The sequence below is a fragment of the Amycolatopsis sp. FBCC-B4732 genome (assembly GCF_023008405.1).
Classification (GTDB): domain Bacteria; phylum Actinomycetota; class Actinomycetes; order Mycobacteriales; family Pseudonocardiaceae; genus Amycolatopsis; species Amycolatopsis pretoriensis_A.
Genome location: NZ_CP095376.1, coordinates 5,014,983 through 5,035,755, shown reverse-complemented (window position 1 = coordinate 5,035,755; position 20,773 = coordinate 5,014,983). Strand labels below are relative to the sequence as shown.

General features: G+C 71.9%; 22 protein-coding genes and 1 pseudogene. 15 read left to right on the top strand and 8 right to left on the bottom strand.

Annotation, left to right across the window (positions count from 1 at the left end; translation table 11 throughout):
* Positions 1–41 precede the first annotated feature (41 nt).
* Positions 42–554, top strand: a complete 513-nt coding sequence (locus MUY14_RS21505; RefSeq protein ID WP_247024971.1) for a MarR family winged helix-turn-helix transcriptional regulator — start codon at positions 42–44, stop codon at positions 552–554.
* Positions 555–647: 93 nt separating this feature from the next.
* Here MUY14_RS21505 and MUY14_RS21500 read toward each other — a convergent pair whose 3' ends face one another.
* From MUY14_RS21500 to MUY14_RS21485, 4 genes and pseudogenes are all read right to left on the bottom strand, one after another.
* Positions 648–1,172 (bottom strand): DUF3618 domain-containing protein, encoded by a 525-nt coding sequence (locus MUY14_RS21500; protein ID WP_247024970.1) that lies wholly within the window; start codon positions 1,170–1,172, stop codon positions 648–650.
* Between the two features lie 46 nt (positions 1,173–1,218).
* Positions 1,219–1,410 (bottom strand): annotated as a pseudogene (locus MUY14_RS46955) (phage holin family protein); the annotation flags it as partial.
* Positions 1,411–1,583: 173 nt separating this feature from the next.
* On the bottom strand, positions 1,584–2,351 hold the full coding sequence (locus MUY14_RS21490) for a hypothetical protein (RefSeq protein ID WP_247024969.1): 768 nt from the start codon (positions 2,349–2,351) through the stop codon (positions 1,584–1,586).
* A gap of 166 nt (positions 2,352–2,517) precedes the next feature.
* Entirely contained in the window at positions 2,518–3,117 is a 600-nt protein-coding gene (locus MUY14_RS21485; protein ID WP_247024968.1) for a TetR/AcrR family transcriptional regulator, read from the bottom strand.
* Between the two features lie 128 nt (positions 3,118–3,245).
* On the opposite strand from MUY14_RS21485, the gene MUY14_RS21480 reads away from it, so the two are divergent.
* Complete coding sequence (locus MUY14_RS21480; RefSeq protein WP_247024967.1) at positions 3,246–3,980, top strand: SDR family NAD(P)-dependent oxidoreductase; 735 nt, start codon at positions 3,246–3,248, stop codon at positions 3,978–3,980.
* A gap of 54 nt (positions 3,981–4,034) precedes the next feature.
* Positions 4,035–4,658, top strand: coding sequence for an NADPH-dependent F420 reductase (locus tag MUY14_RS21475; RefSeq protein WP_247024966.1), 624 nt, complete (start codon positions 4,035–4,037; stop codon positions 4,656–4,658).
* A 10-nt stretch (positions 4,659–4,668) separates the two neighbouring features.
* Here MUY14_RS21475 and MUY14_RS21470 read toward each other — a convergent pair whose 3' ends face one another.
* Genes MUY14_RS21470 through MUY14_RS21460 form a run of 3 tightly spaced genes read right to left on the bottom strand, consistent with a single transcriptional unit; the run spans position 4,669 to position 8,034 of the window.
* Positions 4,669–5,967: an FAD-binding oxidoreductase gene (locus MUY14_RS21470; RefSeq protein ID WP_247024965.1), complete on the bottom strand. Its 1,299-nt coding sequence runs from the start codon at positions 5,965–5,967 to the stop codon at positions 4,669–4,671.
* Positions 5,957–6,811, bottom strand: a complete 855-nt coding sequence (locus MUY14_RS21465; RefSeq protein WP_247024964.1) for an alpha/beta hydrolase — start codon at positions 6,809–6,811, stop codon at positions 5,957–5,959. The genes MUY14_RS21470 and MUY14_RS21465 overlap by 11 nt, the downstream gene beginning before the upstream one ends.
* On the bottom strand, positions 6,808–8,034 hold the full coding sequence (locus MUY14_RS21460) for an amidohydrolase family protein (RefSeq protein WP_247024963.1): 1,227 nt from the start codon (positions 8,032–8,034) through the stop codon (positions 6,808–6,810). Before MUY14_RS21460 ends, MUY14_RS21465 begins: the two co-directional genes overlap by 4 nt.
* Positions 8,035–8,085: 51 nt before the next feature.
* On the opposite strand from MUY14_RS21460, the gene MUY14_RS21455 reads away from it, so the two are divergent.
* The 11 genes from MUY14_RS21455 (at position 8,086) to MUY14_RS21405 (ending at position 18,539) form a co-directional block, all read left to right on the top strand.
* Positions 8,086–8,652 carry a TetR/AcrR family transcriptional regulator gene (locus MUY14_RS21455; protein WP_247024962.1) on the top strand — a complete coding sequence of 189 codons (567 nt, stop codon included), beginning with the start codon at positions 8,086–8,088 and terminating at the stop codon, positions 8,650–8,652.
* A gap of 257 nt (positions 8,653–8,909) precedes the next feature.
* Positions 8,910–9,068: a hypothetical protein gene (locus MUY14_RS21450; RefSeq protein WP_247024961.1), complete on the top strand. Its 159-nt coding sequence runs from the start codon at positions 8,910–8,912 to the stop codon at positions 9,066–9,068.
* A 127-nt stretch (positions 9,069–9,195) separates the two neighbouring features.
* Positions 9,196–9,768 carry a response regulator transcription factor gene (locus tag MUY14_RS21445; RefSeq protein ID WP_247024960.1) on the top strand — a complete coding sequence of 191 codons (573 nt, stop codon included), beginning with the start codon at positions 9,196–9,198 and terminating at the stop codon, positions 9,766–9,768.
* A gap of 2 nt (positions 9,769–9,770) precedes the next feature.
* Positions 9,771–10,763: a sensor histidine kinase gene (locus MUY14_RS21440; RefSeq protein WP_247024959.1), complete on the top strand. Its 993-nt coding sequence runs from the start codon at positions 9,771–9,773 to the stop codon at positions 10,761–10,763.
* Between the two features lie 54 nt (positions 10,764–10,817).
* On the top strand, positions 10,818–11,492 hold the full coding sequence (locus MUY14_RS21435; RefSeq protein WP_247024958.1) for a LuxR C-terminal-related transcriptional regulator: 675 nt from the start codon (positions 10,818–10,820) through the stop codon (positions 11,490–11,492).
* Positions 11,493–12,059: 567 nt separating this feature from the next.
* On the top strand, positions 12,060–13,340 hold the full coding sequence (locus tag MUY14_RS21430) for a hypothetical protein (protein ID WP_247024957.1): 1,281 nt from the start codon (positions 12,060–12,062) through the stop codon (positions 13,338–13,340).
* Between the two features lie 49 nt (positions 13,341–13,389).
* Positions 13,390–13,890 (top strand): TetR/AcrR family transcriptional regulator, encoded by a 501-nt coding sequence (locus MUY14_RS21425; protein WP_247024956.1) that lies wholly within the window; start codon positions 13,390–13,392, stop codon positions 13,888–13,890.
* 15 nt (positions 13,891–13,905) lie between these two features.
* Complete coding sequence (locus MUY14_RS21420) at positions 13,906–14,256, top strand: hypothetical protein (RefSeq protein ID WP_247024955.1); 351 nt, start codon at positions 13,906–13,908, stop codon at positions 14,254–14,256.
* A 12-nt stretch (positions 14,257–14,268) separates the two neighbouring features.
* The gene (locus MUY14_RS21415; protein ID WP_247024954.1) at positions 14,269–15,297 is read left to right on the top strand and encodes an alpha/beta hydrolase; all 1,029 of its coding nucleotides are present in this window, start codon (positions 14,269–14,271) and stop codon (positions 15,295–15,297) included.
* 40 nt (positions 15,298–15,337) lie between these two features.
* Positions 15,338–17,422, top strand: a complete 2,085-nt coding sequence (locus MUY14_RS21410; RefSeq protein WP_247024953.1) for an MFS transporter — start codon at positions 15,338–15,340, stop codon at positions 17,420–17,422.
* Positions 17,364–18,539 carry a serine/threonine-protein kinase gene (locus tag MUY14_RS21405; RefSeq protein WP_247024952.1) on the top strand — a complete coding sequence of 392 codons (1,176 nt, stop codon included), beginning with the start codon at positions 17,364–17,366 and terminating at the stop codon, positions 18,537–18,539. Before MUY14_RS21410 ends, MUY14_RS21405 begins: the two co-directional genes overlap by 59 nt.
* 641 nt (positions 18,540–19,180) lie before the next feature.
* Here the strand turns inward: MUY14_RS21405 and MUY14_RS21400 are convergent.
* Entirely contained in the window at positions 19,181–19,810 is a 630-nt protein-coding gene (locus MUY14_RS21400; protein WP_247024951.1) for a TetR/AcrR family transcriptional regulator, read from the bottom strand.
* Between the two features lie 68 nt (positions 19,811–19,878).
* Here MUY14_RS21400 and MUY14_RS21395 point away from each other — a divergent pair, with 68 nt between their 5' ends.
* The gene (locus MUY14_RS21395; protein ID WP_247024950.1) at positions 19,879–20,763 is read left to right on the top strand and encodes an NAD(P)H-binding protein; all 885 of its coding nucleotides are present in this window, start codon (positions 19,879–19,881) and stop codon (positions 20,761–20,763) included.
* The last annotated feature ends 10 nt before the right edge of the window (positions 20,764–20,773 follow it).

Here is a 20,773-nt window from a genome sequence, read left to right as displayed (position 1 = left end):
ATAGCTTTATAGTAAAGCTACTATGCTGTGAAGGAGTCCGCATGACGGATCCGCTGACCGCCGAGTGGGCGCCGGCCCAGGTGGCGGTGATGCACGGGCTGCGGGACTGGGTGGTCGACTTCACCGAGCTGAACCAGCACTTCGCCACGTGGCTGGACCTGCCCGGCTCGGACGCCAACGCCCTCGGCCAGATCACCTGGGCCGCGGAGACGGGCGCGCCGCTGTCGCCGGTGCGGCTGGCCCGGCGGATCGGCCTAACCACCGGAGCGACGACGGTGCTGCTGAACCGGCTCGAAGCGGCCGGTCACGTCCACCGCAGCCGGGAGAGCGCCGATCGCCGCCGGGTCACGCTGCGGCCGTCCGCCGGCGCGCGCGAACGCGCCCGCGAGTTCCTCGCGTTCGCCGGGGCCGAGATCGCGGCCACCCTGCGGGCCGCGGACCCGGACGAGCTGGATGTGGTCATCGGGTTCCTCGCCCGGATCACCGCCGCGGCCGCGGAAGCCAACCAGCGCCTGGGCCGGCCGGGGGGCTCCCGCGGTGGGCGAGGATCGTGAGCGTGTCGTCGGTGGTGGCTGCGCGCCTTGACGTCGTGCGGATACCCGGACGGGCACGGCGCGAACCCCGCGGCGCGCGCCGTGCCCCGGAGCTCACGACGAACGGACGTTCCGCCGGCCCTCCTGCGCCCGGTCGGTGACGTCGCCGGTCGCCGAGCGCGCCTCCTCCTTGACCGTCGACGCGCTGTCCGCGGCTTCCGAGCGCACCGACTCGGCCGCCCGCTGCACCGGTTCGCGCAGGTTCTCCTTGACCTCTTCGGCCGCGTGCTTGGCCACCGGCGCGAGCTGTTCGCGTGCGAGGTCGGTCGCCTGGCCCGCCAGCTTGCGCTCCGGCTCGCTGGCCGGCAGCAGGGACGACACGAGCCAGCCGGCACCGAACGCGATCAGGCCGGCGGCCAGCGGGGTGCCCTGCGTGCCGCGGCGGATCTGCCGCGGGACTTCGGACACCGCGTCGGCCGCGGTGCTCACCTTGTCCTGCGCGGAGGCGGCGACCGAGCCGGCCTTGTCGCCGGCCGTCGACGCGTGGTCGTTCGCGGTGCCCATCCCCCGGTCCTTCGCGCTGCCGACCGCCGTGCGCAGCCGGCCGACCCCGCGTTCCACGATGCGGCCGGGGCTCACCTTCTCGGTGAGCGCGTTGACGTGATCGCTCGCCTCTCAGTGCGTCCGGAACCCGTTGCAGGGTCTCGACGGTGCGTTCGGGTTTCGGGTCGACCCGGCGGAACTCGCTGCGCCCGGTCACGAACAGGACGGCGCCGGCGATCGCCCACACGGCCGCGACGATCAGCGCGGCCCAGCCGCCGTCCATGACGTTCTCGAGGCCCTGCCACAGCGCGACGGACAGGAACAGCACGACCATCTTGGCGGCTTCGGCCTTCGTCTCGGTCTTGGCCAGCTCAACCTCCTGGCGCAGCAGGGTGGAGACGTCCTTCATCACGTTGGACAACAGCTCGCCGACCGGGGAATCGGCGACGTCGACCGGCGGGGGCGCGACCGGCGGGGGCGCCCGCGGCGCGGGGCCGGGAGGCTGCGTCAGCACGGCACCTGCCCGGGCGTGGAGTAGCGCGTGGGCTGCGGGAGCGGTTCCGGCGGCGCGGCGTACCCGCCCGGAACCGTCTGCTCACCGGGCTGGGGCGCGTAGCCACCCGGCGGCGCGTTCAGCCCGCCGGCGCCCGGCTGCGGGGCGGTGAACCCGCCCGGCGCGGCCGGCGGCGGCGAGCCGGCCACCCCCGGCTGCGGCGTGGAAGCCGGGGGCACGGGCGGGATCCCGGCGGCGGGCGGCCCGTCCGGCGAGCTCCCGGAGTTCTGCTGCTGCTGGGCCACGACCCCGCGCGTGAGCCGTCCGACGAGAGCACCCGCGACGGCCGCGCCGACGAGGAACGCGCCCGGACGACGGCGCGCGAACCGCCGCACCTCGCCGAGCAGGTCGCCGGGTTCGCGGTGCTCCAGCCAGTCCGCGACCGTCCGGGTGCGGTCCGACACCTGCCGCACGACGTCGGCGGCGACGCCGGGGGAGTCGGTCTGCTCGGCCATCCGGTCCAGCTGCCCGGCCAGGTCGTGGAGGCTTCGCACCGCCTTCCGCTGACCGTCCTTCGCCTGGGACTCCAGCTGTTCCCGGCCTTCGCGGAGCAGGTCGCGCGCTTCCCGTTGAGCGTGCTCCGCGACGTGTTTCGCTTCCTGCGCGGCGGTCTGCGCCACCTCACCCCCGCGATCGACGGCCGTGGTGGCCACCTCGCGGGCTTCGTCCTTCGCGGTGTCCGTCGTCGACGGCGGCGACTGGCCGCCGGATCCCTGTGTCATCTCGACCTCCTGGCGGGTGCGGCACTTCCGGTGCCCCGGTTGCTCAGGGCGGCGGGCTACCCGGGCGCTCCGGCGGTAAACGGGCGGAGTGTCCGGCGTGAGGAAGTGACCGGCGGCCGTCGGTGCTGGGCAGCCGTCCGCGAAGCCGGGGACTCCGGCGGCCGGCTCAGCCGCCGGTCGACGGACCCGGCGATGCCGCCGGGATGGCGTTGTCGATGAGGACGGCGGCGATGGCGGCGGCGGTGGGGAAGCAGTCGCTGTCGAGGACCCGGGTGCGCGCGGAGGCGCCGTCGATGAGCAGGGCCAGCTGTTCGCCGAGCTGTCCGGGGTCGGTGGCGCCGGCTTCGCGGGCGGTTTCGGCGAGCCGCGTGGCGATGGCCTTCTTGTAGTCGCGCGCGCATTCGGCTGCCGGGTGCCGGGGGTCGTGGAGTTCGACGGCCGCCCCGATGTAGGGGCACAGGGGAGTGGACGCCGGCACGTCGAAGGCCGCGAGGAGCCGTTCGCGGGGCGTGAGGTCGGTGCGGTCGAACACGCCGGGCAGGACGTCGGGATCGAAGTGGCGGAGGTATTCGGCGACCAGGTCGTCCTTGCCGGCGAAGTGCTGGTAGACGGTGTGCTTCGACACCTGGGCTTCCGCGCAGAGCTGGTCCATGCCGGTGCGGTTGATGCCCTGCTCGCGGAACAGGTGCTGCGACGCGCCGAGGATCCGCTCGCGCGCGCCCCGGCCCCGGCGGCGGCCTTGGGGCCCCTTCTCCAGCTCCGTCATTCCCGCAGCATAGCCGAGGTGAGTACCGACCGGTGTACATAACTTGCCCGCCCGGCCGGACGTCCGCTACGTTAACCAAACAGATCGGTGTACATAACGTGGTGGCCGGCGGAACCGAAGGAGTGCTCGTGGGAAAGCTCGACGGCAAGGTGGCAGTGATCACCGGTGCCTCGACCGGCATGGCGCTGGCCGGCGCCCGGCTGTTCGTGGCCGAGGGTGCGCACGTCTTCATCCAGGCCCGGCGGCAGGACGCGCTGGACGACGCCGTGAGGCTGATCGGCCGGAACGTGACCGCCGTGCAGGGCGACGCGGCCGAACCGGCGGACCTCGACCGGCTCTACGACACGGTCGAGCGGGAAAAGGGCTCGATCGACGTGCTGTGGGCCAGCGCCGGAATGGGTGAACCGGCCGTGCTCGGCGAGATCACCGAAGAACAGTTCGAACGCACCTTCTCGCTCAACGCCCGCGGCACCCTGTTCACCGTGCAGAAGGCACTGCCACTGCTCAACGACGGCGCCTCGATCCTCATGACCGGCTCCAACGCCTCACTCGGGGCCTTCCCCGGCTGGAGCCTCTACGCCGGGAGCAAGGCCGTGCAGCAGGCCTGGGCCCGGGTGTGGCTCAACGAGCTGAAGGACCGCAAGATCCGGGTCAACGTCCTGACCCCCGGCCAGGTCGCCACGGCCAAGCAGGAAGAACTGTTCGACGCGACGACCAAGTCCGCGTTCGAATCCCTGATCCCGCGGGGGAAGATGGGCCGCCCCGAGGAAATCGCCACCGTCGCGCTGTTCCTCGCCTCCGCCGACTCCAGCTACGTCAACGGCCTGGAACTGGTCGCCGACGGCGGCACCACCGCTCTCTGAAACCCCGTGCCGGCCCCGGCACGGACGAGACACCTCACGGACAGGGAAGAACACATGAGCGGCATCACCCTCATCGGTACGGGGAACATGGCCCGCACCATCGGCACGCTCGCGGTGGCCGGCGGCACCGCCGTCGAGGTCGTGGGACGCGATCAGGCCAAGGCGGAGGACCTGGCCGCGACTCTGGGCGGCGGCGCGTCGGCCGGCGAATGGGGCGCCGTCCCGGCCGGGGACATCGTCATCACGGCGCTGCTGCACGGCGGTGTCGTGCCGGTCGTCGCCGAATACGGCGACGCCCTCGCCGGCAAGGTCATCGTCGACATCAGCAACCCCTTCAACGCGACCTTCGACGGCCTGGCCCACCGCGGGGAAACCTCGATCGCGCAAAGGATCGCCGAGGTGGCCCCGGCCGGCGCCAGCGTGGTGAAGGCGTTCAACACGGTCTTCCGCCAGGTCCTGGAGAAGGGCCGCCCCGACGTCTTCATGGCCGGTGACGACGCGCGGGCCAAGGCGGACGTGGCCGCGTTCATCGAGAGCATCGGGCTGCGCCCGCTGGACGTCGGCACCCTGAAGATGGCCCACTGGCTGGAAGGAATGGGCGTGGTCACGGTCGGCCTCGCCGGAAACGGGGTCGGCCACGGGAACTTCGCCCTCGGCGTCGGCGAATTCCCGGGCTGACCCCCGCGGCTCAGCCCAGCACCGTGCCCGAGTTCGCGGTGTTCCGGTTGCGCCGCCGCGAGAACGCTCCCAGGTCGATCTCCAGGCCGGTGCGCGGGGCCCGGAACCGGACGGGCACCGCGTCGTGGTCGGCGCCGTTCTCCACCCGGTCGATCAGCTCCGCCATCAGCTGCCCCACGACCGGTGCGTTCTTGAACTGGTTGCCGCTCGTTCCGATCGCGAGGTAGAAGCCCTCGAGCCCGGTACGGTCGTAGATCGGAGTCCAGTCGTCGGCGACGTCGTAGACGCCCGCCACGCCGCGCGCCCGGTTGGGCACCCCCAGGCCGGGCAGCCGGCGCGCGGCCCGCGTGACCTGGGCCTCGAAGACCGCGGCCGTCGGGTGGACGTCGGCCGCGTCCGGGTCGTCGGTCCACTGCATCGGGTCGCACTGCGGTTCCGTGCCGCCGACGAGCAGGCCCCCTCCTGCTTCACCGCGGAAGTAGGTGCCCAGATCCATGTCCGCCACCACCGGTCCTCGATAGCCCTCGAGGACCGGCACGTGCGCCACTTCCTGCCTCATCGGCCGCACCCCGACGGTGAAGTCGGCCCCCACGCCGGCCAGCCGGTTCACCGCGCCCGACCACGGACCGGCGGCGTTGACCACGACGGCGCAGGGAATCCGGGTACCGTCCGACAGCCGCACCGACGTCACGCGCCCGCCGGCCTGCTCCACCGCCGTCACGGTGCTGCGGAAGCGGAACTCCGCCCCGCGCGCCGAGGCCGCGGCGGCGAGGTTCACGGCGGCGAGGGCCGGGTCCGAGACGTAACCGGCATCCGGGGTGTACACGCCACCGAGCGAGTCGTCCGCGTCCGCCCAGAACTCCTCGTCGTCGAGCCGCTTCGGCGGCCAGTAGCGGCCGACGTCGATACCGGGAACGCGCCCGGCCAAGGTGGCGCTGTCCCATTCCTCGTAGGGGACACCGATCTCGTCGAACAACGGGAGCCACGACGCACGCGGAGCCGCCTCGACGTCCAGCATCACCAGCCCGCTCTTGCGGAACACGGCGAGGTCGCCGACGTCGTGCCCGAGGTGCCCGGCCCAGTCGAGCCAGCCGAAGTGCGCCTCCCACGCCGTCGCCACCCCGGCGCGGGTGGAGAAGTTGAACCGGACCACCGCACTCGAAGCCGAGGTCGACCCCTGGCCGGGCCCGGCGGCCCGGTCGAGCGCGGTGACCCGGTGCCCCGCCCGGGCGAGCTCGAGGGCGATCGACGAACCGATCACCCCGGCCCCGATCACGACCACGTCGGTGCTCGAGCGCTCACCGGGCACGGCAGGTCCTCAGGTAGCTGAGGAACGAGGCCTGCAGGCCGGTCACGTGCGTTTCGCGCAGCACCGCGCTGGTGACGGCGCCGCCGCGGGCGGTCAGGCGGTGCAGGACGGTGGCCGCGTTCTTCGCGAGGTTCTGGTAGACGGCCAGGTCGCCGAGCAGCTCCTGGTCGTTGACGGTCAGGTGGAGCTTGGCGGCGGGCAGGCTGTCGCCCAGTTCTTCGAGCCGCGCGAAGATCTGGCTGTCTTCACCGACGACGCCGGGGCTGCCCGCGCCGATGCTCTCGAAGAGCGTGCTGCCGCTGAGCCAGGCGTAGAGGCCGAAGAGCCCGCCGTAGGAGTAGCCGAAGAGGCCGTGACCGCTCGCGGCCGTGCCGTAGTCGCGTTCGATCCGCGGGTGCAGTTCCGCGGTGAGGAAGTCCAGGAACGCGTCGGCGTGGGTTTCGTTCAGTTCGGCGAGGTAGGCGTCGGCTTCCTCGCGGGTCATCGAGCCCGTCCGGATTCCCGTTTCGACCGCGTCGACGAACTCCCGGGCGATGGGCTCGCCGGGCGGTACGAGGTCCCTGTTGCGCAGCCGTGCCCAGTGCGGTGCGTCCTCGCCCGCGTAGCCGACGCTGACCTGGATGTAGGGCCGGATCTGCTGCATGGGGTCCTTCTGGGTGACGATGAGCGGAGCCGTCATGCCCACGGCCCAGTTGCCGTCGAGCACGTACAGGGCAGGCGCTTTCGTCGTGGCGCGGTCGTAGCCCGGTGGCGTGGTGACCCAGACGCCGTAGTCGTGCCCTGCGCCGGAACGCAGCTCGAAGTAGTCGGTGTCGGCCAGGCAGCCCTGCCACATGGTGCTCATCGGAGGTCCTTCACGATTCGGCCGGCCTTGAGGACGAGGACGGCATTGGCGGGATCGGCGAACAGCTCGGGGTCTTCGACCGGGTTGCCGTTCCACAGCACGAGGTCTGCCCGCGCGCCGGGAGCGATGACGCCGGCCTGGCCGGCCAGGCCGAGGATCTCGGCGTTGGTCCTGGTGGCCGCCACGAGCGCGGCCATCGGGGTTTCGAGCTCCGCGCGCAGCCTGAGCTCTTCGCCCCGGCGGTCCTGGGCCGGGCCGATGAGATCGGAGCCCAGCCCGATCCGCACCCCGGCCTCCTTGGCGACGGCGAGCGCTTCGGCCATCCGCTCCCGGACACCCAGCACGCGGTCGCGGGTCGAGGCGTCGAGGCCGGCTCCGGCGGTGTCGTGCAGCAGCTGCTCGACGACGGCGAACGTGGGCACGAGCGCGACGTCGTGCGCGGCCATCAGGGTGGCCGTGGCTTCGTCGAGGCCGGTGCCGTGCTCGACGCACCGCACCCCGGCCTCGACGGCGTTGCGGATGCCGTCGTTGTTGTGGGCGTGCACCGTCACGTAGGTGCCCCGGGCCGCGGCTTCCTGGACCGCGACCGCGATCTCCTCGACGGTGAACTGGGTGTCGGTCAGCCGGTCGTGCGCGCCCACCACGCCGCCGGTCACGCAGAGCTTCAGGAAGGAAGCTCCGCGCCGGAAGGCCTCGCGCACGTTGCGCCGCAGCTCGTCCGCGTTGCCCGACATCATGGACAGGGCGCACAGGCCGGGGAGGTGGTGGCCGCTCCACAGCTCGGTGGGTTCCCAGTCGGCTCCGTAGTAGCCGTGCCCGCCGATCTGGCACTGCACCGGCCCGCACGACAGGACGCGCGGGCCCCTGACCTTGCCCTTCGCGATCGTGGTGACGAGGCCGCCGTCGACCCCGCCGGTGTCCCGGACGGTGGTGAAGCCGGCGTCGAGCGTCGCCCCGGCCGCGGCGAAGATGTCCGCCGCGAGCTCGGCGGCGCTGATCCGGAACGAGAACTGCGGCTGGATCGGGCTCGCCAAGCCCAAGTGGACGTGCGCGTCGATCAGGCCGGGTGTCATCGTCAGCCCGCCGGCATCGAGGCGCATCCCCGCTGCGCCGGAGGCGCCGACCTGGGCTATGCGCCCGTCTTCGATGCCGACGTCGACGTCGACCGGGTCGCGACCCGATCCGTCGACGACGGTCGCGCCGACCACTGAACACCGTTCCACGAGTCGTTCCTTCCACTGGCGCATCTCTTTTCCAATGGATAAACTGTGGGAGTGATCCTGTCAAGCACGGAGCGCACCGGCGACGCGCGCGAGCGGCTCCTGGCCCGGCTTCTCGACGCCTTCGCGGAAGGGCTGCCCTCGCCGGAGGTGTCGCTCCGCGAGATCGCCGTCAGGGCCGGAACCAGCCATGCCCTCTTGCGGTACCACTTCGGGTCGCTCCCCGGTGTCCTGGCCGCGATGCTCAAGGCGCAGCGATCCCGTGACAACGAGGCACTGCTCGAGACCGCCCGGCAAGGCACCTTCGACGACCTCGTCGTGGCGATCTGGCGGGCCTACACGCGCCCGGAGCGGCTGTCGCGGGTCCGCGGCTTCTTCCACGTCGTAGGACTCGCCGCGTACCGCCCGGAGGACTTTCGCGAGTTCATCGACTCGCTCGACGACCTGACCGGGATGCTGGCCTCGCTCGCGGAACGCAAAGGGCACGGCACCGAGGAAGCGCTGACGGTGGCCACCGTAACCGTTGCCGCGATCCGGGGGCTGCTCTTGCAGGAGGTCCTGAGCCCGACCGCCCGGCCGGAGGACGCGGTCGCCGTGATCCTGCGCATGGGCGCGGTGTGACGTGCGGGAAAACCACATCGTTCGTTCGGCTTTCTGCCGAAGACGTCACCGCTTGGCTGAGGCAAGCTCTTGTCGTCCCCCGGGGATCGACGGAAGAGAGCAGGATGCAGGACGCGGCAGCTGGTTCACGGATTCCGGCGGGTGATTCACCGAAAGCACATCGGCGCAGGGCGGCGCTCGTGGCCTTCCTTGTCGGTTGGGTTTTCGTAGCCGGTCTCGTGAGCGGCCCGGTGACGCGGGCGCGCGATTGTCAGAACGTGCCTCACGACGCGGTGATCGCCGGTGCCGCGGGGGCCGGAGCCGGTGCGTTGGTGGGCGGCCCGGTCGGCGCCGTCATCGGCGCGGGGGCCGGCGCGGTGGGCAGCATGGCCGGTGGGTGCACCGAGGTCGTCAACGGAACGGCGCACCCCGCTTGAAAAGCTCGTGTGATCAGCATCTCCTGAGGACGCACCTCTTCGTCGGCAGTACCGGAAACGGGTGTTTCATGGACGCGGCAGTTGTTTGTCGGGAGGAAGCCGGGTGTCGACAACCATTCGAGTCCTGGTGGTCGACGACCACCCCACCGTGCGGGCCGGAATTCGTTCGGCCCTTGCCGAAAACGGTGTCGCCGCCGTGGTGGAAGCGGATTCGCTCGCCGGTGCGCGGCGGGTGGTGACCACGTCGCACCCGGACGTCGTGCTGCTGGATCTGGGGCTGGGCCGCGAATCCGGCATGAGGGCCGTGCCGGAATTCGCCACCGGGAGCGGTGTGCTGGTCCACACCATGCACTCGGACCTGGCCACGGAGGCGTTGTCGCGCGGGGCGCTGGGGTTCGTGGCGAAGACCGCGCCGGTCGGTGTCCTCGTGGCCGCGGTGCGCGCCGTGGCGGCCGGGCGTCGTTATCTCGATCCGGCTCTGGCTGCCGACCTCGCCACCGGGCTGGCCGGGAGGTCGCTGAGCGCCCGGGAGCGGCAGGTGCTCGAACTGCTGGCCGATGGTCTCACCAATCGCCAGGTGGCCGGGGTGCTGTCGATCAGCGTCCGCACGGTCGAAAACATCAGAGCCAGCCTGCGCAACCGGCTGGGCTTGGTGGACCGGGCCGACTTGGTCGCGTACGCGCGCAGGGCCGGGCGCTGACGATGCGCAGTGCGGTGGTGCGGTCGGTGTGCGTCGCCGGCATCGGCTTCGGCTCCCTGATCGTGCTCGTCGACTCGGTCGCGCCGATCCCGATGCCCGCGGACCCGATCGCGGCGTTGTCGATCGCGCTCGGCGCCGGCGTGCTCGCTGTGTGGCTGCCGGGGACCCGGTGGCTTCGGCTGGGCACGGTGCTTATCGCCGTCGGGGCGCTGATCGTGGGGACGGGTTACCTGGCCGGCGGGGCGCCGAGCCTGCCGGCCCGGATCGCGGCGGCGGTGTTCCTGGGGCTGGCGTTGCTGTGCGCGGTGCCCGGGCGGCCGGAGCTCGGGCGGCTGCTGAACCAGACCAATGCCCGGGCCGTGATCCGGTTCCAGAACTTCCACGCCGCGCGGATCGCCGACGAACTGCACGACGAAGTGCTGCAGGCATTGGCCATGACCAGCAGGCGGCTGGATTCCGCCGCGCGAGGAGGCGATGCGCGAGGATTGGCCGCCGCCTCCCGCGCGGCGGTGGAGGTGCTCGAGGACCAGGCGGCGGTTCTGCGGGGCATCGTCGGCACCCTGCACCCGGTCACCCTGCGGCACGTGGGTGTGGTGGCGGGAATCCGCGAGCTGGCCCGGCAAGTGGCCGCCGCCAACGGTTTGGTCGTCGACGTGGAAGTCACCGGTGCCCCGGTCGCCGGGCTCGACGACGAGATCGCGACGGTCGCCTACCGCGTCGTCCAGGAAGCGCTGAGGAACGTCGTCAAGCACGCCGATGCGCGCACCGTCCGGGTGCAGGTGACGTGCGATCGCACCCAGTTCGCCATCACGGTCTCCGACGACGGCCGCGGTCTGCCCGGGACGCGGCCTCCCGCGGCTGCCGGGTACGGACTGGAAAGCATGCGGTGGTGGTGCTCGGCCTTCGGCGGTGACCTGTCCGTGGGCAACCGTCCCGGTGGCGGAACCCGGATCCGGGCGACGTTCCAGACCCGCGGCGTCAGCGTTTCTCCGTGACTGCCCTTCTGAGCAATTGACGTGTACGTCGAGAGCCGGTGTCGAGATTGGACAGTGTTGATCACCGTTGCCGTCGCTGAAAGTCATGACCTGACGAGGAGCGGGTTGCGTGCCGTCCTGGCGCGCTCGCGGCTGTGCCAGGTGGTCGGTGAGGCGGCCGATGCTTCCAGTCTGATGGTGGTGTTGAGCAGGTGTGCCCCGCAGGTTGTGCTTCTGGACGCCACACTGCTGCGCCGCAACGGCATCATTCTGGTTGATCGGGTGCTCGGTGGGTGCCGAGGAGGTGGCAGGAAGGTCGTCGTAACGTCGGCGCCGGGCGACGAGGACTTGGTGTTGGACGCGGTACGCGCGGGCGCGGCGGGCTCGTTTTCGAAGGAGGCTACAACTTGCGAGGTGATCGAGGAGGTCGTGCAGGTCGCCAGGGGAAAGCTGCGCTTGCCGCAGTGGGCGGTACGACGATTGGTTGCCGCACACCGTCGCGGCTTGTTGCCGGTCGGCGAACCTGCTTCGGCGGCGGCAAGGTTGACGCCTCGCGAAGCGCAGGTGGTGCGGCTTGTTGCCATGGGGCGTACCAACGCCGATATCGCACGCCTGTTCGTGGTGAGCGAGTCGACTGTGAAGACCCATCTGCACCGGGCGATGCGCAAGCTTGACGCGTCCAACCGCAGCGAGGTGGTCATTTTCGCCTACCGCAACGGCATGGTGTGGCCATCCGTGGTAGACGGTTGACGAAAGGAGGAAGCTGCCGCACGGGACCGCAGCTTCCTCCCATCGCGGGCCGTCGACCTCAGGGCTTGCAGGGACCTTGGAGCTCCGTCGCCGAGACCTTCTCGAGGGCGGCCTGGCCGACGGAGACGACTTGCCCCTTCCCGATGCACTGAGTCCGGGTGAATTCCGGGCCGTGCAGTGGCTGGTGCAGGAATCGCACCAGGGCCGGCGAGTTGCCGCAGTTGGTGTAGGCCCAGTGGACGAGGCCCTGGGACAGGCCACAATTCTGGACGCGCGCCGAGGGATTGGTCTGAGCGTTGGCGACAGCGGGGCAGGCGAGGCCGAATAGTCCCGCGAGGACGCTGATTACGGCAGCGGCTCCGGCGAACTTGAATACGGACATCACGGTATGCCTCTCGGATAAGTATGCGGCGAACTCGTCGCCTCGTTTTCTGGCAACGAAAATCTAATGACCAGCGCGCGTGGAAACGTCTGCTCAAAGCAGTGGAAAACTCGTCAACCTGTGCGGTAATGTGTTTGACACCAAAGGTTTCCCGGTGTGCTCGTCCGGCGAGAAGGGTTTGTGGGATGCGGCGAGACCGCTCGGCCATCGGCGGCCTCGGTGCGACGGCGTTCGCGACGTCGGCGATGGGCTATCTGCTCGTGATCACGGCCACCGAATACCTCGGCGCGGCCGAAAACGCACTGTTCCTCGGTTTCTGGGGACTGCTGATGGGCGTGGGAAGTGCCCTTTCGCCGCTGGAGCAGGAGCTGTCGCGGCAGACGGCGGAGGCGGCGGCGGAGGGACGGCGCCCGGACTCGGGTGCGGTCAGGGCTTTCGCGGTGACGCAAGCCGTCGCGATCGCGGTCACCGCCGTGCTGGCGGTGCCGGTGGTCAACGCTCAGCTGTTCGGCCGGCACCGCGAACTCGCGCTGGTGGCCGGATGCGGGATCGTGGCGTTCCCCGCCCTGTACGCGATGCGGGGACTGTTCATCGGCGCCGGGCTGACCGGCCGCTACTCGGCGATCTTGCTGGCCGAAGCGGGAGCCCGGCTGCTGCTGTTCGCCGCTTTCGCGGGTGCCGGGCTCGGCGGGGTGACGTGGTTGTCGATCGCGGTGGCGGCCGGCTCGTGCGGGTGGCTGCCCTTCACCGCCCGGGCCCTCGGCCTGGTGGAGAAGAGTCCTTCGCGTGAACCGTGGGGCGCGCTCGGCCGGCGCATGCTCGGCCTGATCCTCGGCGCGGCGTTGACGGCGAGTGTGCTGACCGGCTACCCGGCGGTGGTGAAGCTGCTCGCGCCGAGCGGGAGCGAGGACGTGCTGGGTGGGTTGTTCCTGGCGGTGTCCCTGCTGCGGTCGCCGCTGCTGCTGGTGCTGGCACCGGTTCAGACGCTCGCCGTGCCCGCGGTCGTCCGGTTGCTGCACCGGCCGGGCGGACCACGTCGGCTGCGGCGCCTCGCCGTCCTCGGCGCGGGCGGGACGCTCGTGGCCGGCCTGATCGCCGGTGCGCTTGCGTACGCGGTGGGGCCGTGGGTGTTCCGCTTGCTGTACCGGGACAAGTTCGCGGTGCCGGCGTGGACGATGGCCGGGCTGGCGTGGTCGGGCGTCGCACTGGCGGCCACGATGCCGGCCGTGGCGGTGCTGGTCGCGCGGAAGCAGACGGCCCGGGTGCTGACGGTGTGGGCGGTCGTGGCCGGGCTGAGCGTGCTGGTTCTGCTGCTTTCGCCGGGCGGGATCCTGTTCCGCGCCGTGCTGGGCGCGACCACCGCGCCGACAGCCGGTTCGGCGGTCGCGCTCACGATGGTGCTCGCCACGCGCGACGCTGCCGGGCAGGCGGCCCGGACCGCCGCGGAGGCTCGCACCGAATTTTGAGGAACGCTCGTTCTTGACTGATCGTTCCTCAAAACGCTACCGTCGTGGCATGGGCAGGCAACGGGCGTTCGACGAGGACGAGGTGGTGCGCGCCGCCGTGAAGTTGTTCGGCGGGCGTGCTTACGACGGGGTTTCCATCGACGACCTCGTCACCCACCTCGGTGTGCACCGCAACAGCCTGTACAAGACTTTCGGCAGCAAGCGCGGCCTCTACCTCGTCGCCTTGCGCCGCCACCTCGCCGAGGACGTCCGTCCCCTGGCCGAAGCGCTCACCGCGGCACCGGATGCCGCGGCCGCGCTGGAACTCGTCACGTCGGCCGACCTCGGGTTGCTGCTGCTCGCGGTGGTCGAACGGGCGCCGGTCGACGAGGAGGTGGCCGCCGAGGTCGCCGCGGCGCTGGCCGCCGTCGACCAGGCGATCGCCGACGCGCTCGGCATTCCCACCGCCCTGGCCGCCGCTCTCACGGCGGCCGCGCTGGGCATTCTCCTGCGCGGCAACCCCGACGGTGTCGGCGCCGCGCTGACCCACCGCCTCGATCCCCTCGACTGACAAAGGAAAACCGAAATGGCACTGGTCACCATCGATGGCGACGACCTCGTCGTCGTGATCAAAGGTCTGGACAAGCTCTGGGCGTTCAAGAGCAGCCTGACCATCCCGCTGGCCAACGTCCGCGGCGCGACCGCGGACCCCGGCATCGCCGCCGACCCCAAGGGGATGCGGGCGCCGGGTGCCCACGTGCCCGGTGTGATCACCGCGGGCACGTTCCACCTCGACGGCGAAAAAGTCTTCTGGGACGTCAAGGACGCGTCGAAGGCCGTCGTGATCGAACTCGCCGACGAGCGCTACACCCGCCTCGTCCTCCAAGTCGACAACCCGCGTGCGACCGTCGCGCTGGTCGAGAACGCCCTGCGCTGAAAGAGGTTGCCGATGTTTTCCCACCTCGCCGCGGTCACGCTGTCGCTGGCCGTCGTGACCGCCGCCCCGGCCGGGGCGGCACCCCGCCTCGTGCCCGCCGCCGACCGTGAAGTCGTCTTCACCGCCGACGGAACGACGACGTACGGCACGTTGCACGTTCCCGCGCACCGCGCCGGGCAACGGCTGCGCGCCGCTCTGCTGCTGCCCGGCAGCGGGCCCACCGACCGCGACGGCAACCAGCCGGCCGCGCGGCCGAACACCCTGGCGCAGGTGGCCGGCGTGCTCGGTGGCGACCGCGTCGCCACGCTGCGGTTCGACAAGTACGGCACCGGCCGCACCGGGCTCGGCGCCTACCGCGACCACCCGGAGACACTGGACTACCCGGCGTTCGTCCGCCAGGCGAGGGCCGCCTACGAGGTGTTGCGCGATCAGCCGGAGACCGACCCGCACGCGCTGATGGTCCTCGGGCACAGCGAAGGCGCGATGACCGCGCTGCTGCTCGGCGGCACCGTCCACCCGCGCCCGATCGGCGTGGCACTGCTGCAACCGCAGGCAATCCGCCTGCTGGACCTGGTCGCGCTGCAACTGCACGCCCAGACCGCCGAGGCGGTCCGGCAGGGCCAGTTCACCCCGGAGCGGCAGCGGGTGATCGACGCGGCGATCGACGCCGCCGTGACCGCCGTGCGCGCGCACCGGCCGGTCGGCACCACCGACCTGCCGCCCGCCGTCGCGCAGCTCTTCACGGCCTTCCAAGGACCGAGCGGCCGGTTCGTGGACAGCGACGACGCCGTCTACCCGCCGTCCGCCGCCGCGGCTCTGCGGCCGGGGACCGCGGTGCTGCTGACCTGCGGCACGAACGACGCCCAGGTCCCTTGCGCCACAACGGATGCCTTGACGTCCGCGCTGCGCCGCGCGCACGTCGGCGGGCCGGGCCGGGTGCGACTGTCCGGTGTGGACCACCTGCTGCACGACGCCGATCACCCGGACACCCCCGCCCCGGCCGTGCTCGACGCCCTGCACCGGTTCGCGGGGAGCGAGTGACGGCGGATTCGCTGATCTCCTGCAGGGTAAGGTGCGCCCGATGACCTCACCGGGCTTGTCCCTGCCGCAGCGAGTACGCCGGGTGCTGGCGGTCCGGCCCTTCCGCCGGCTCTGGGGCGTGACGTTCCTGTGCAGCACCGCCGACTGGCTCGCCTTGCTCGGCGTGGCCGATCTCGTCTCCAGCGCGGCCGGCAGCTACGCGGTGAAGAGCTTCGCGTTTTCCGGTGTGGTGTTCAGCAACCTCCTGCCCGGGTTGCTGTTCGCCCCGGTCGGCGGGTTGCTCGCCGACCGGTTCGACCGGCGGAAGGTGATGGCCGTCGGCGACGTGCTGCGGTGCGTCCTGCTGCTTTCGGTCGTGGTGGTCGATCTGCCGTGGTGGCCGTTCGCCGGCGCCTTCCTCACCAGCAGCGTCGCGATGCTGTGGATCCCGGCCAAGGACGCCGCCGTGCCCAACCTGCTGCCCCGGCCGGATCAGGTCGAAACGGCCGGCCAGCTCGGCTTGGTGATGACGTACGGCATCTCGGTCGTCGCCAGCGGCGGGCTCTACGCCCTCGCCGGCATCGGGCCTTCACTGCGGCTGCCCGACGACGTGCTGGGCGCCGACGGTTCCGTCAAAGTGGCCATCGCCCTCGCGGCCGGGCTCTACCTCGCGAGTTCGTTCCTGATCGCCCGGCGGATACCCGAGCTGTCGGGAACGACGGACCGCAACCGCGTCGGCAAGGGTGGAGCGGACCGCCCCGGCGTCGCCGCGATGGTGCGCGACGCCGGCCGCTTCATCCGCACCACACCGCTGGTGCGCGGCCTGCTCGTCGGCGCGGTCGGCGCGTTCGCCGCCGGGGGAGCGGTCGTCGGGTCGGCCCAGTCCTACGCCAAGAGCGTGCTGGCGGGCCAGGCCGGGTTCGGGTTGCTGTTCGCCGCGGTGTTCGTCGGCCTCAGCGCCGGGATCGCCGGTGCGCCGAAGGTGGCGGCGCGCCTGGCGCACGAGCGGTTGTTCGGCGTGGCGATCGTGGGCGCCGGGCTTTCGCTGGTCCTGGTGGCGTTGTCACCGCACCTGTTCGTGTCGCTGGCCGGCGTCCTGCTGGTCGGCGCCTGTGCCGGCGCCACGTTCCTGACCGGCGTGACGATCATCGGGTCCCAGGTCGCCGACGAGGTCCGCGGCCGGGTCAACGCCCTCTACCAGTCCCTGCTGAAGATCGTCCTCGGCGTCGCGGTCGCGGTCGTCCCGCTGCTGGTCGGGCTGACCAACGCGCGGGCGGTCCACGTCTTCGGGAACGAGGTGCGCGTCGACGGCACCCGGCCGGTCCTGCTCGGCGCGGCGGCCCTGGCGTGTGCGGCGGGCGTGCTCGCCCACCGCCAGATGAACCCGCACCGGCCGGGCCACCTGCTCGCCGACCTGCGCGGCAGCCTGTCGCGCCGTCCCCGCCGCCCGGCCGGGTTCCTCATCGCGGTCGAAGGCCCCCCGCGCGCCCGCACGGCGGGTCACGCGGCCGAGCTGGCCGGCTGGCTCCGGCGCTCGGGGGAGCACGTCGTGGTGCTCGCCACGGACCCCGGACGTGACGACCCCCGCTTCGAGGAGCTCATGGCCAGCGCGGCATTGACCGGTCCGCGTGCTCGCGCGCTGGCCGCCGCCGCGATCCGCGCGGACACGATCGAGCAGGAAGTCCTTCCCGCGCTCGAGTCGGGAGCCGTCGTCGTCGTGGAACGGCTGATCGACTCGCCGCTGGACCGGCTGGCGAGTTCGGCCGGGATCGGCTCGGACGTGATGGCCGGCCTGGCCGGCTGGGTCACCGGGCGGCTCCCTCCCGACCTCACCGTCCTGCTCGACCAGGACACGGGCAGTCCCCCGCGGTCGGCCGACGCCTGGAGCGACCGGATCCGCGGCCTGCTGAGCGATCTGGCCGCGACGTCACGGTGCGTCGTCATCGAAAGCGCGGAAGCCACCGCGAGTCAGGACCAGATCCGCGCCGCGGTCAGCGAGGCACTGGCCCGCCGGCCGCAAGTCGTGTTTGCGCGGCCCCGGACGACGGGTACCGGTACGGCAGCCGAGCCGGACGGGGTGCCTGTCGATGAACGAGCTGCCGGACGTGATCGCCGGGCGGTACGAGATCGGGTCGCTGATCGGTGAAGGGGCCACCGCCCGGGTGTACCGGGCCGTCGACCGGGAACTGGGCCGGGCGGTCGCGGTCAAGGTCTACGACCGCCACGCGGTGGCCGTGGACCAGCTGCGCCGGGCGCGGGAGAAGCGGCTGCTGGCCAGCGTCCAGCACCCGCGGATCGTCGCGTTGTACGACAGCGGCACCGAGGGGGACCGGCCGTACCTGGTGATGCAGCTCGTCGACGGGGAGAACGTCGCCGACCGGCTGCTCGCCGGGCCGTTCACCGCCGAGGAGGTGGGCGAGCTGGCGATCCGGCTGGCGGACGCGCTGGCCCACGTCCACGCCCGCCAGATCGTGCACCGCGATCTGAAGCCCGCCAACGTCCTGCTCGGTCCCGGTGGTCCGGTCCTCACCGATTTCGGCATCGCGCACGCGCTGGACTCCACGCGCATCACCGGCACCGGGCTGGTCACCGGCACCGCCGCGTACCTGGCGCCGGAGCAGATCCTGGGGGAGCAGGCCGGGCCGCCGGCCGACGTCTACGCCCTCGGCCTGATCCTGCTGGAGTGCTTGACCGCGCAGCGTGAGTTCCCCGGCACCCTGGCGGAGTCGGCGATGGCACGGCTGCACCGCGCGCCGCGCGTCCCCGCCGGTACTCCGGCTCCGCTCGCGGACACGCTGCGCCGGATGACCGCCCGCGAGCCCGCGGACCGGCCGGCCGCCGCGGAGATCCCGGAGCTGCTGCGCGAGCAGCCCCGCACCGTCCGGGCGGTCCCGGTCGTGGCCCCGGCACCGCCCGGCCGACGACGGGCGTGGGCCGGCGGCCTGGCGGCGGTGGCCGCGGCGGCGGTGCTGACGGCGGTGCTCGCGAGGCCGGCCGATCCCGGGCCCGCGCCGGCCGTCGTGCCCGAGGCCGTGCCGCCCACCGGTTCGGTCGTGGTCCCGGTTCAGGTCACCTCGTCCCCGGCGACGGCGCTGGTGGTGGCATCCTCCCAAGCCGCCCCGCCGGCGGCCGCGGGTGTGGTCGCTGCACCGCCGAAGGCCGGCCCGGAGAAGCGGGCGGATGGGCCGGCGAAGTCGCACGGTGATCCGCACCGGGATGTGAAGCAGGCGAAGGGTCGGGGCGGGTCGCCGGGGAAGCCGTGACGTGGTGGCGGTTCGGCAGGGAGCACCAGCGTCCGCTCGGTGGCAGGTCGCGGTGGAGAAGCAAGCGGATGGGCCGGTGAGGCCGCACGGTGATCCGCACCGGGATGTTAAGCAGGCGAAGGGGTGGGGCGGGTCGCCGGGGAAGCCGTGACGTGGTGGCGGTTCGGTGGGGGACACCCCCGTCCGCTCGGTGGCAGGTCGCGGTGGAGGAGCCTGTGTGTGGGCCGGTGAGGCCGCACGGTGGTCGGTGCCCGGATGTCAAGCACGCGAAGGGTCGGGGCGGGCCGCCGGGGAAGCCGTGATGTGGTGGTGGTTCAGCAGGGAGCACCGGTGGCAGGTCGCGGTGGAGGAGCCTGCGGGTGGCCCGGTGAGCCGCACGGTGATCCGCATCCGGACGTCAAGCAGGCGAAGGGACGGGGCGGGTCGCCGGGGAAGCCGTGACGTGGTGGTGGTTCAGCGGGGAGCACCAGCGTCCGCTCGGTGGCAGGTCGCGGTGGAGGAGCCTGCGTGTGGGCCGGTGAGGCCGCACGGCGAGCCGCACCGGGATGTCAAGCAGGCGAAGGGTCGGGGCGGGCCGCCGGGGAAGCCGTGACGCGGTGGCGGTTCGGTGGGGAACACCAGTGTCCCGTGTGGACGATGGTTCAGGGCTGTTCGCGTCCGTCCGGTGGCAGGACGCGGCGCAGGAGCCGGCGGATGCGGTCGAGGTCGACGTCGGCCGCCAGGCGGGCCTGCTCCGGCGGTTGCTCCGTGAGGGCGTCGACGCCGAACAGCAGGCGGGGGAGTGCCGGGTGGACGGTGAGGCCGATCAGGTCGCTCGCCGCGGCGTGCGCCTCGCCGGTTGCGAGCCCCAGCGTCTGCACCAGGTGTGACGCGAGGTCGGCGGTCGTGACTTCGAAAAGGACGTCGTAGAACCCGGCCGCCAGGTCCGGCAGGCGTTCGGCTTCGGCGATCCCTAGGCGGAGCATCCGGCCCACCGACGACCAGCGCAGCAGCTGCACGAAGCGCCCGCAGTACCGCACGACCGCTTCCAGCGGGTCTTCGGCGTACGCGGCGGGCGTGCCCATCCGTTCGCCGAATAGGGCGCGGATGCGCTCGACGACCGCGAGGAACAGCGTGTCCTTGGTCGGGAAGTGCGCGTACAACGAACGCTTCGACGTCTCCGCGCGCGCCGCGATGGCGTCCATGGAGGTCCGTTCGAAACCGGTTTCCAGGAACGCGAGCTTCGCCGCGTCGAGGATGTGCTCGCGCAGCGCTTCCCCGCGTCGGGCCATGGCGTCCACCTCAAAGTATACGGTACGGTAGAGTTTACTTTTGGTTCCGCTGAACGGAGACATCATCCATGATCGTGGTCACCGCCCCGACCGGGCAGATCGGCAGCAAGCTCGTCGCCACCTTGCTCCAGCGGCGCGAGCCGCTTCGCCTCGTCGTCCGCGACCCCGGGAAGCTGCCCGCCGGAGTGCGGGACCGGGCCGAGATCGTCGTCGGGTCGCACCGCGATCGCGACGTGCTGGACCGCGCCCTCGAGGGTGCCGGCGCCCTGTTCTGGTTGATGCCGGCGGACGCGACCGCGAGCAGTCCCTACGAGGCCTACGTGAGCGCCTCGATCCCGGGTGCCGACGCCGTCGTGCGCCACGCGGTTCCCCGGATCGTGATCGTCTCCGCGCTCGGCCGCGGCTCGGGGATCTACGCCGGGCACGTGTCGGCCTCGCACGCGATGGAAGACCTCTTCCGCAGCACCGGCGCGCACCTGCGGGCCCTGGCGCTGCCCGCGTTCATGGACAACTTCCTGAGGCAGGCGGCCGCCATCGGGACCGGGGTCCTCTCCGGCACCCTCCCCGCCGGCTTCGCCACGCCCTGGATCGCGACCGAGGACATCGCGGCGCTCGCCGCCGGGTACCTCCTCGACCGCGCTTGGACCGGGCAGGACACCGTCGACGTCCTCGGTGGCGAAGACCTTTCGCACCACGACATCGCCGAAATCCTCACCGACGTCCTCGGTGTGCCCGTCGCGTACCGGCCAGGGGATCGCGCCGCCGTCGAGCGTTTCCTCGTCGGCCGTGGTTTCTCCGAGGCGATGGCCCGTTCCGTGACGGACATGGACGTCGCCGGCGAACGTGGCATCAACAACGGCACGTCCCGCACCGCCGGGAACACCACGCCCACCACGTTCCGTGAATTCGCCGCCGAAGTGATCAAGCCGGCGGTGGTCGCTGCCGGGCGCTGACGGTGAGAGC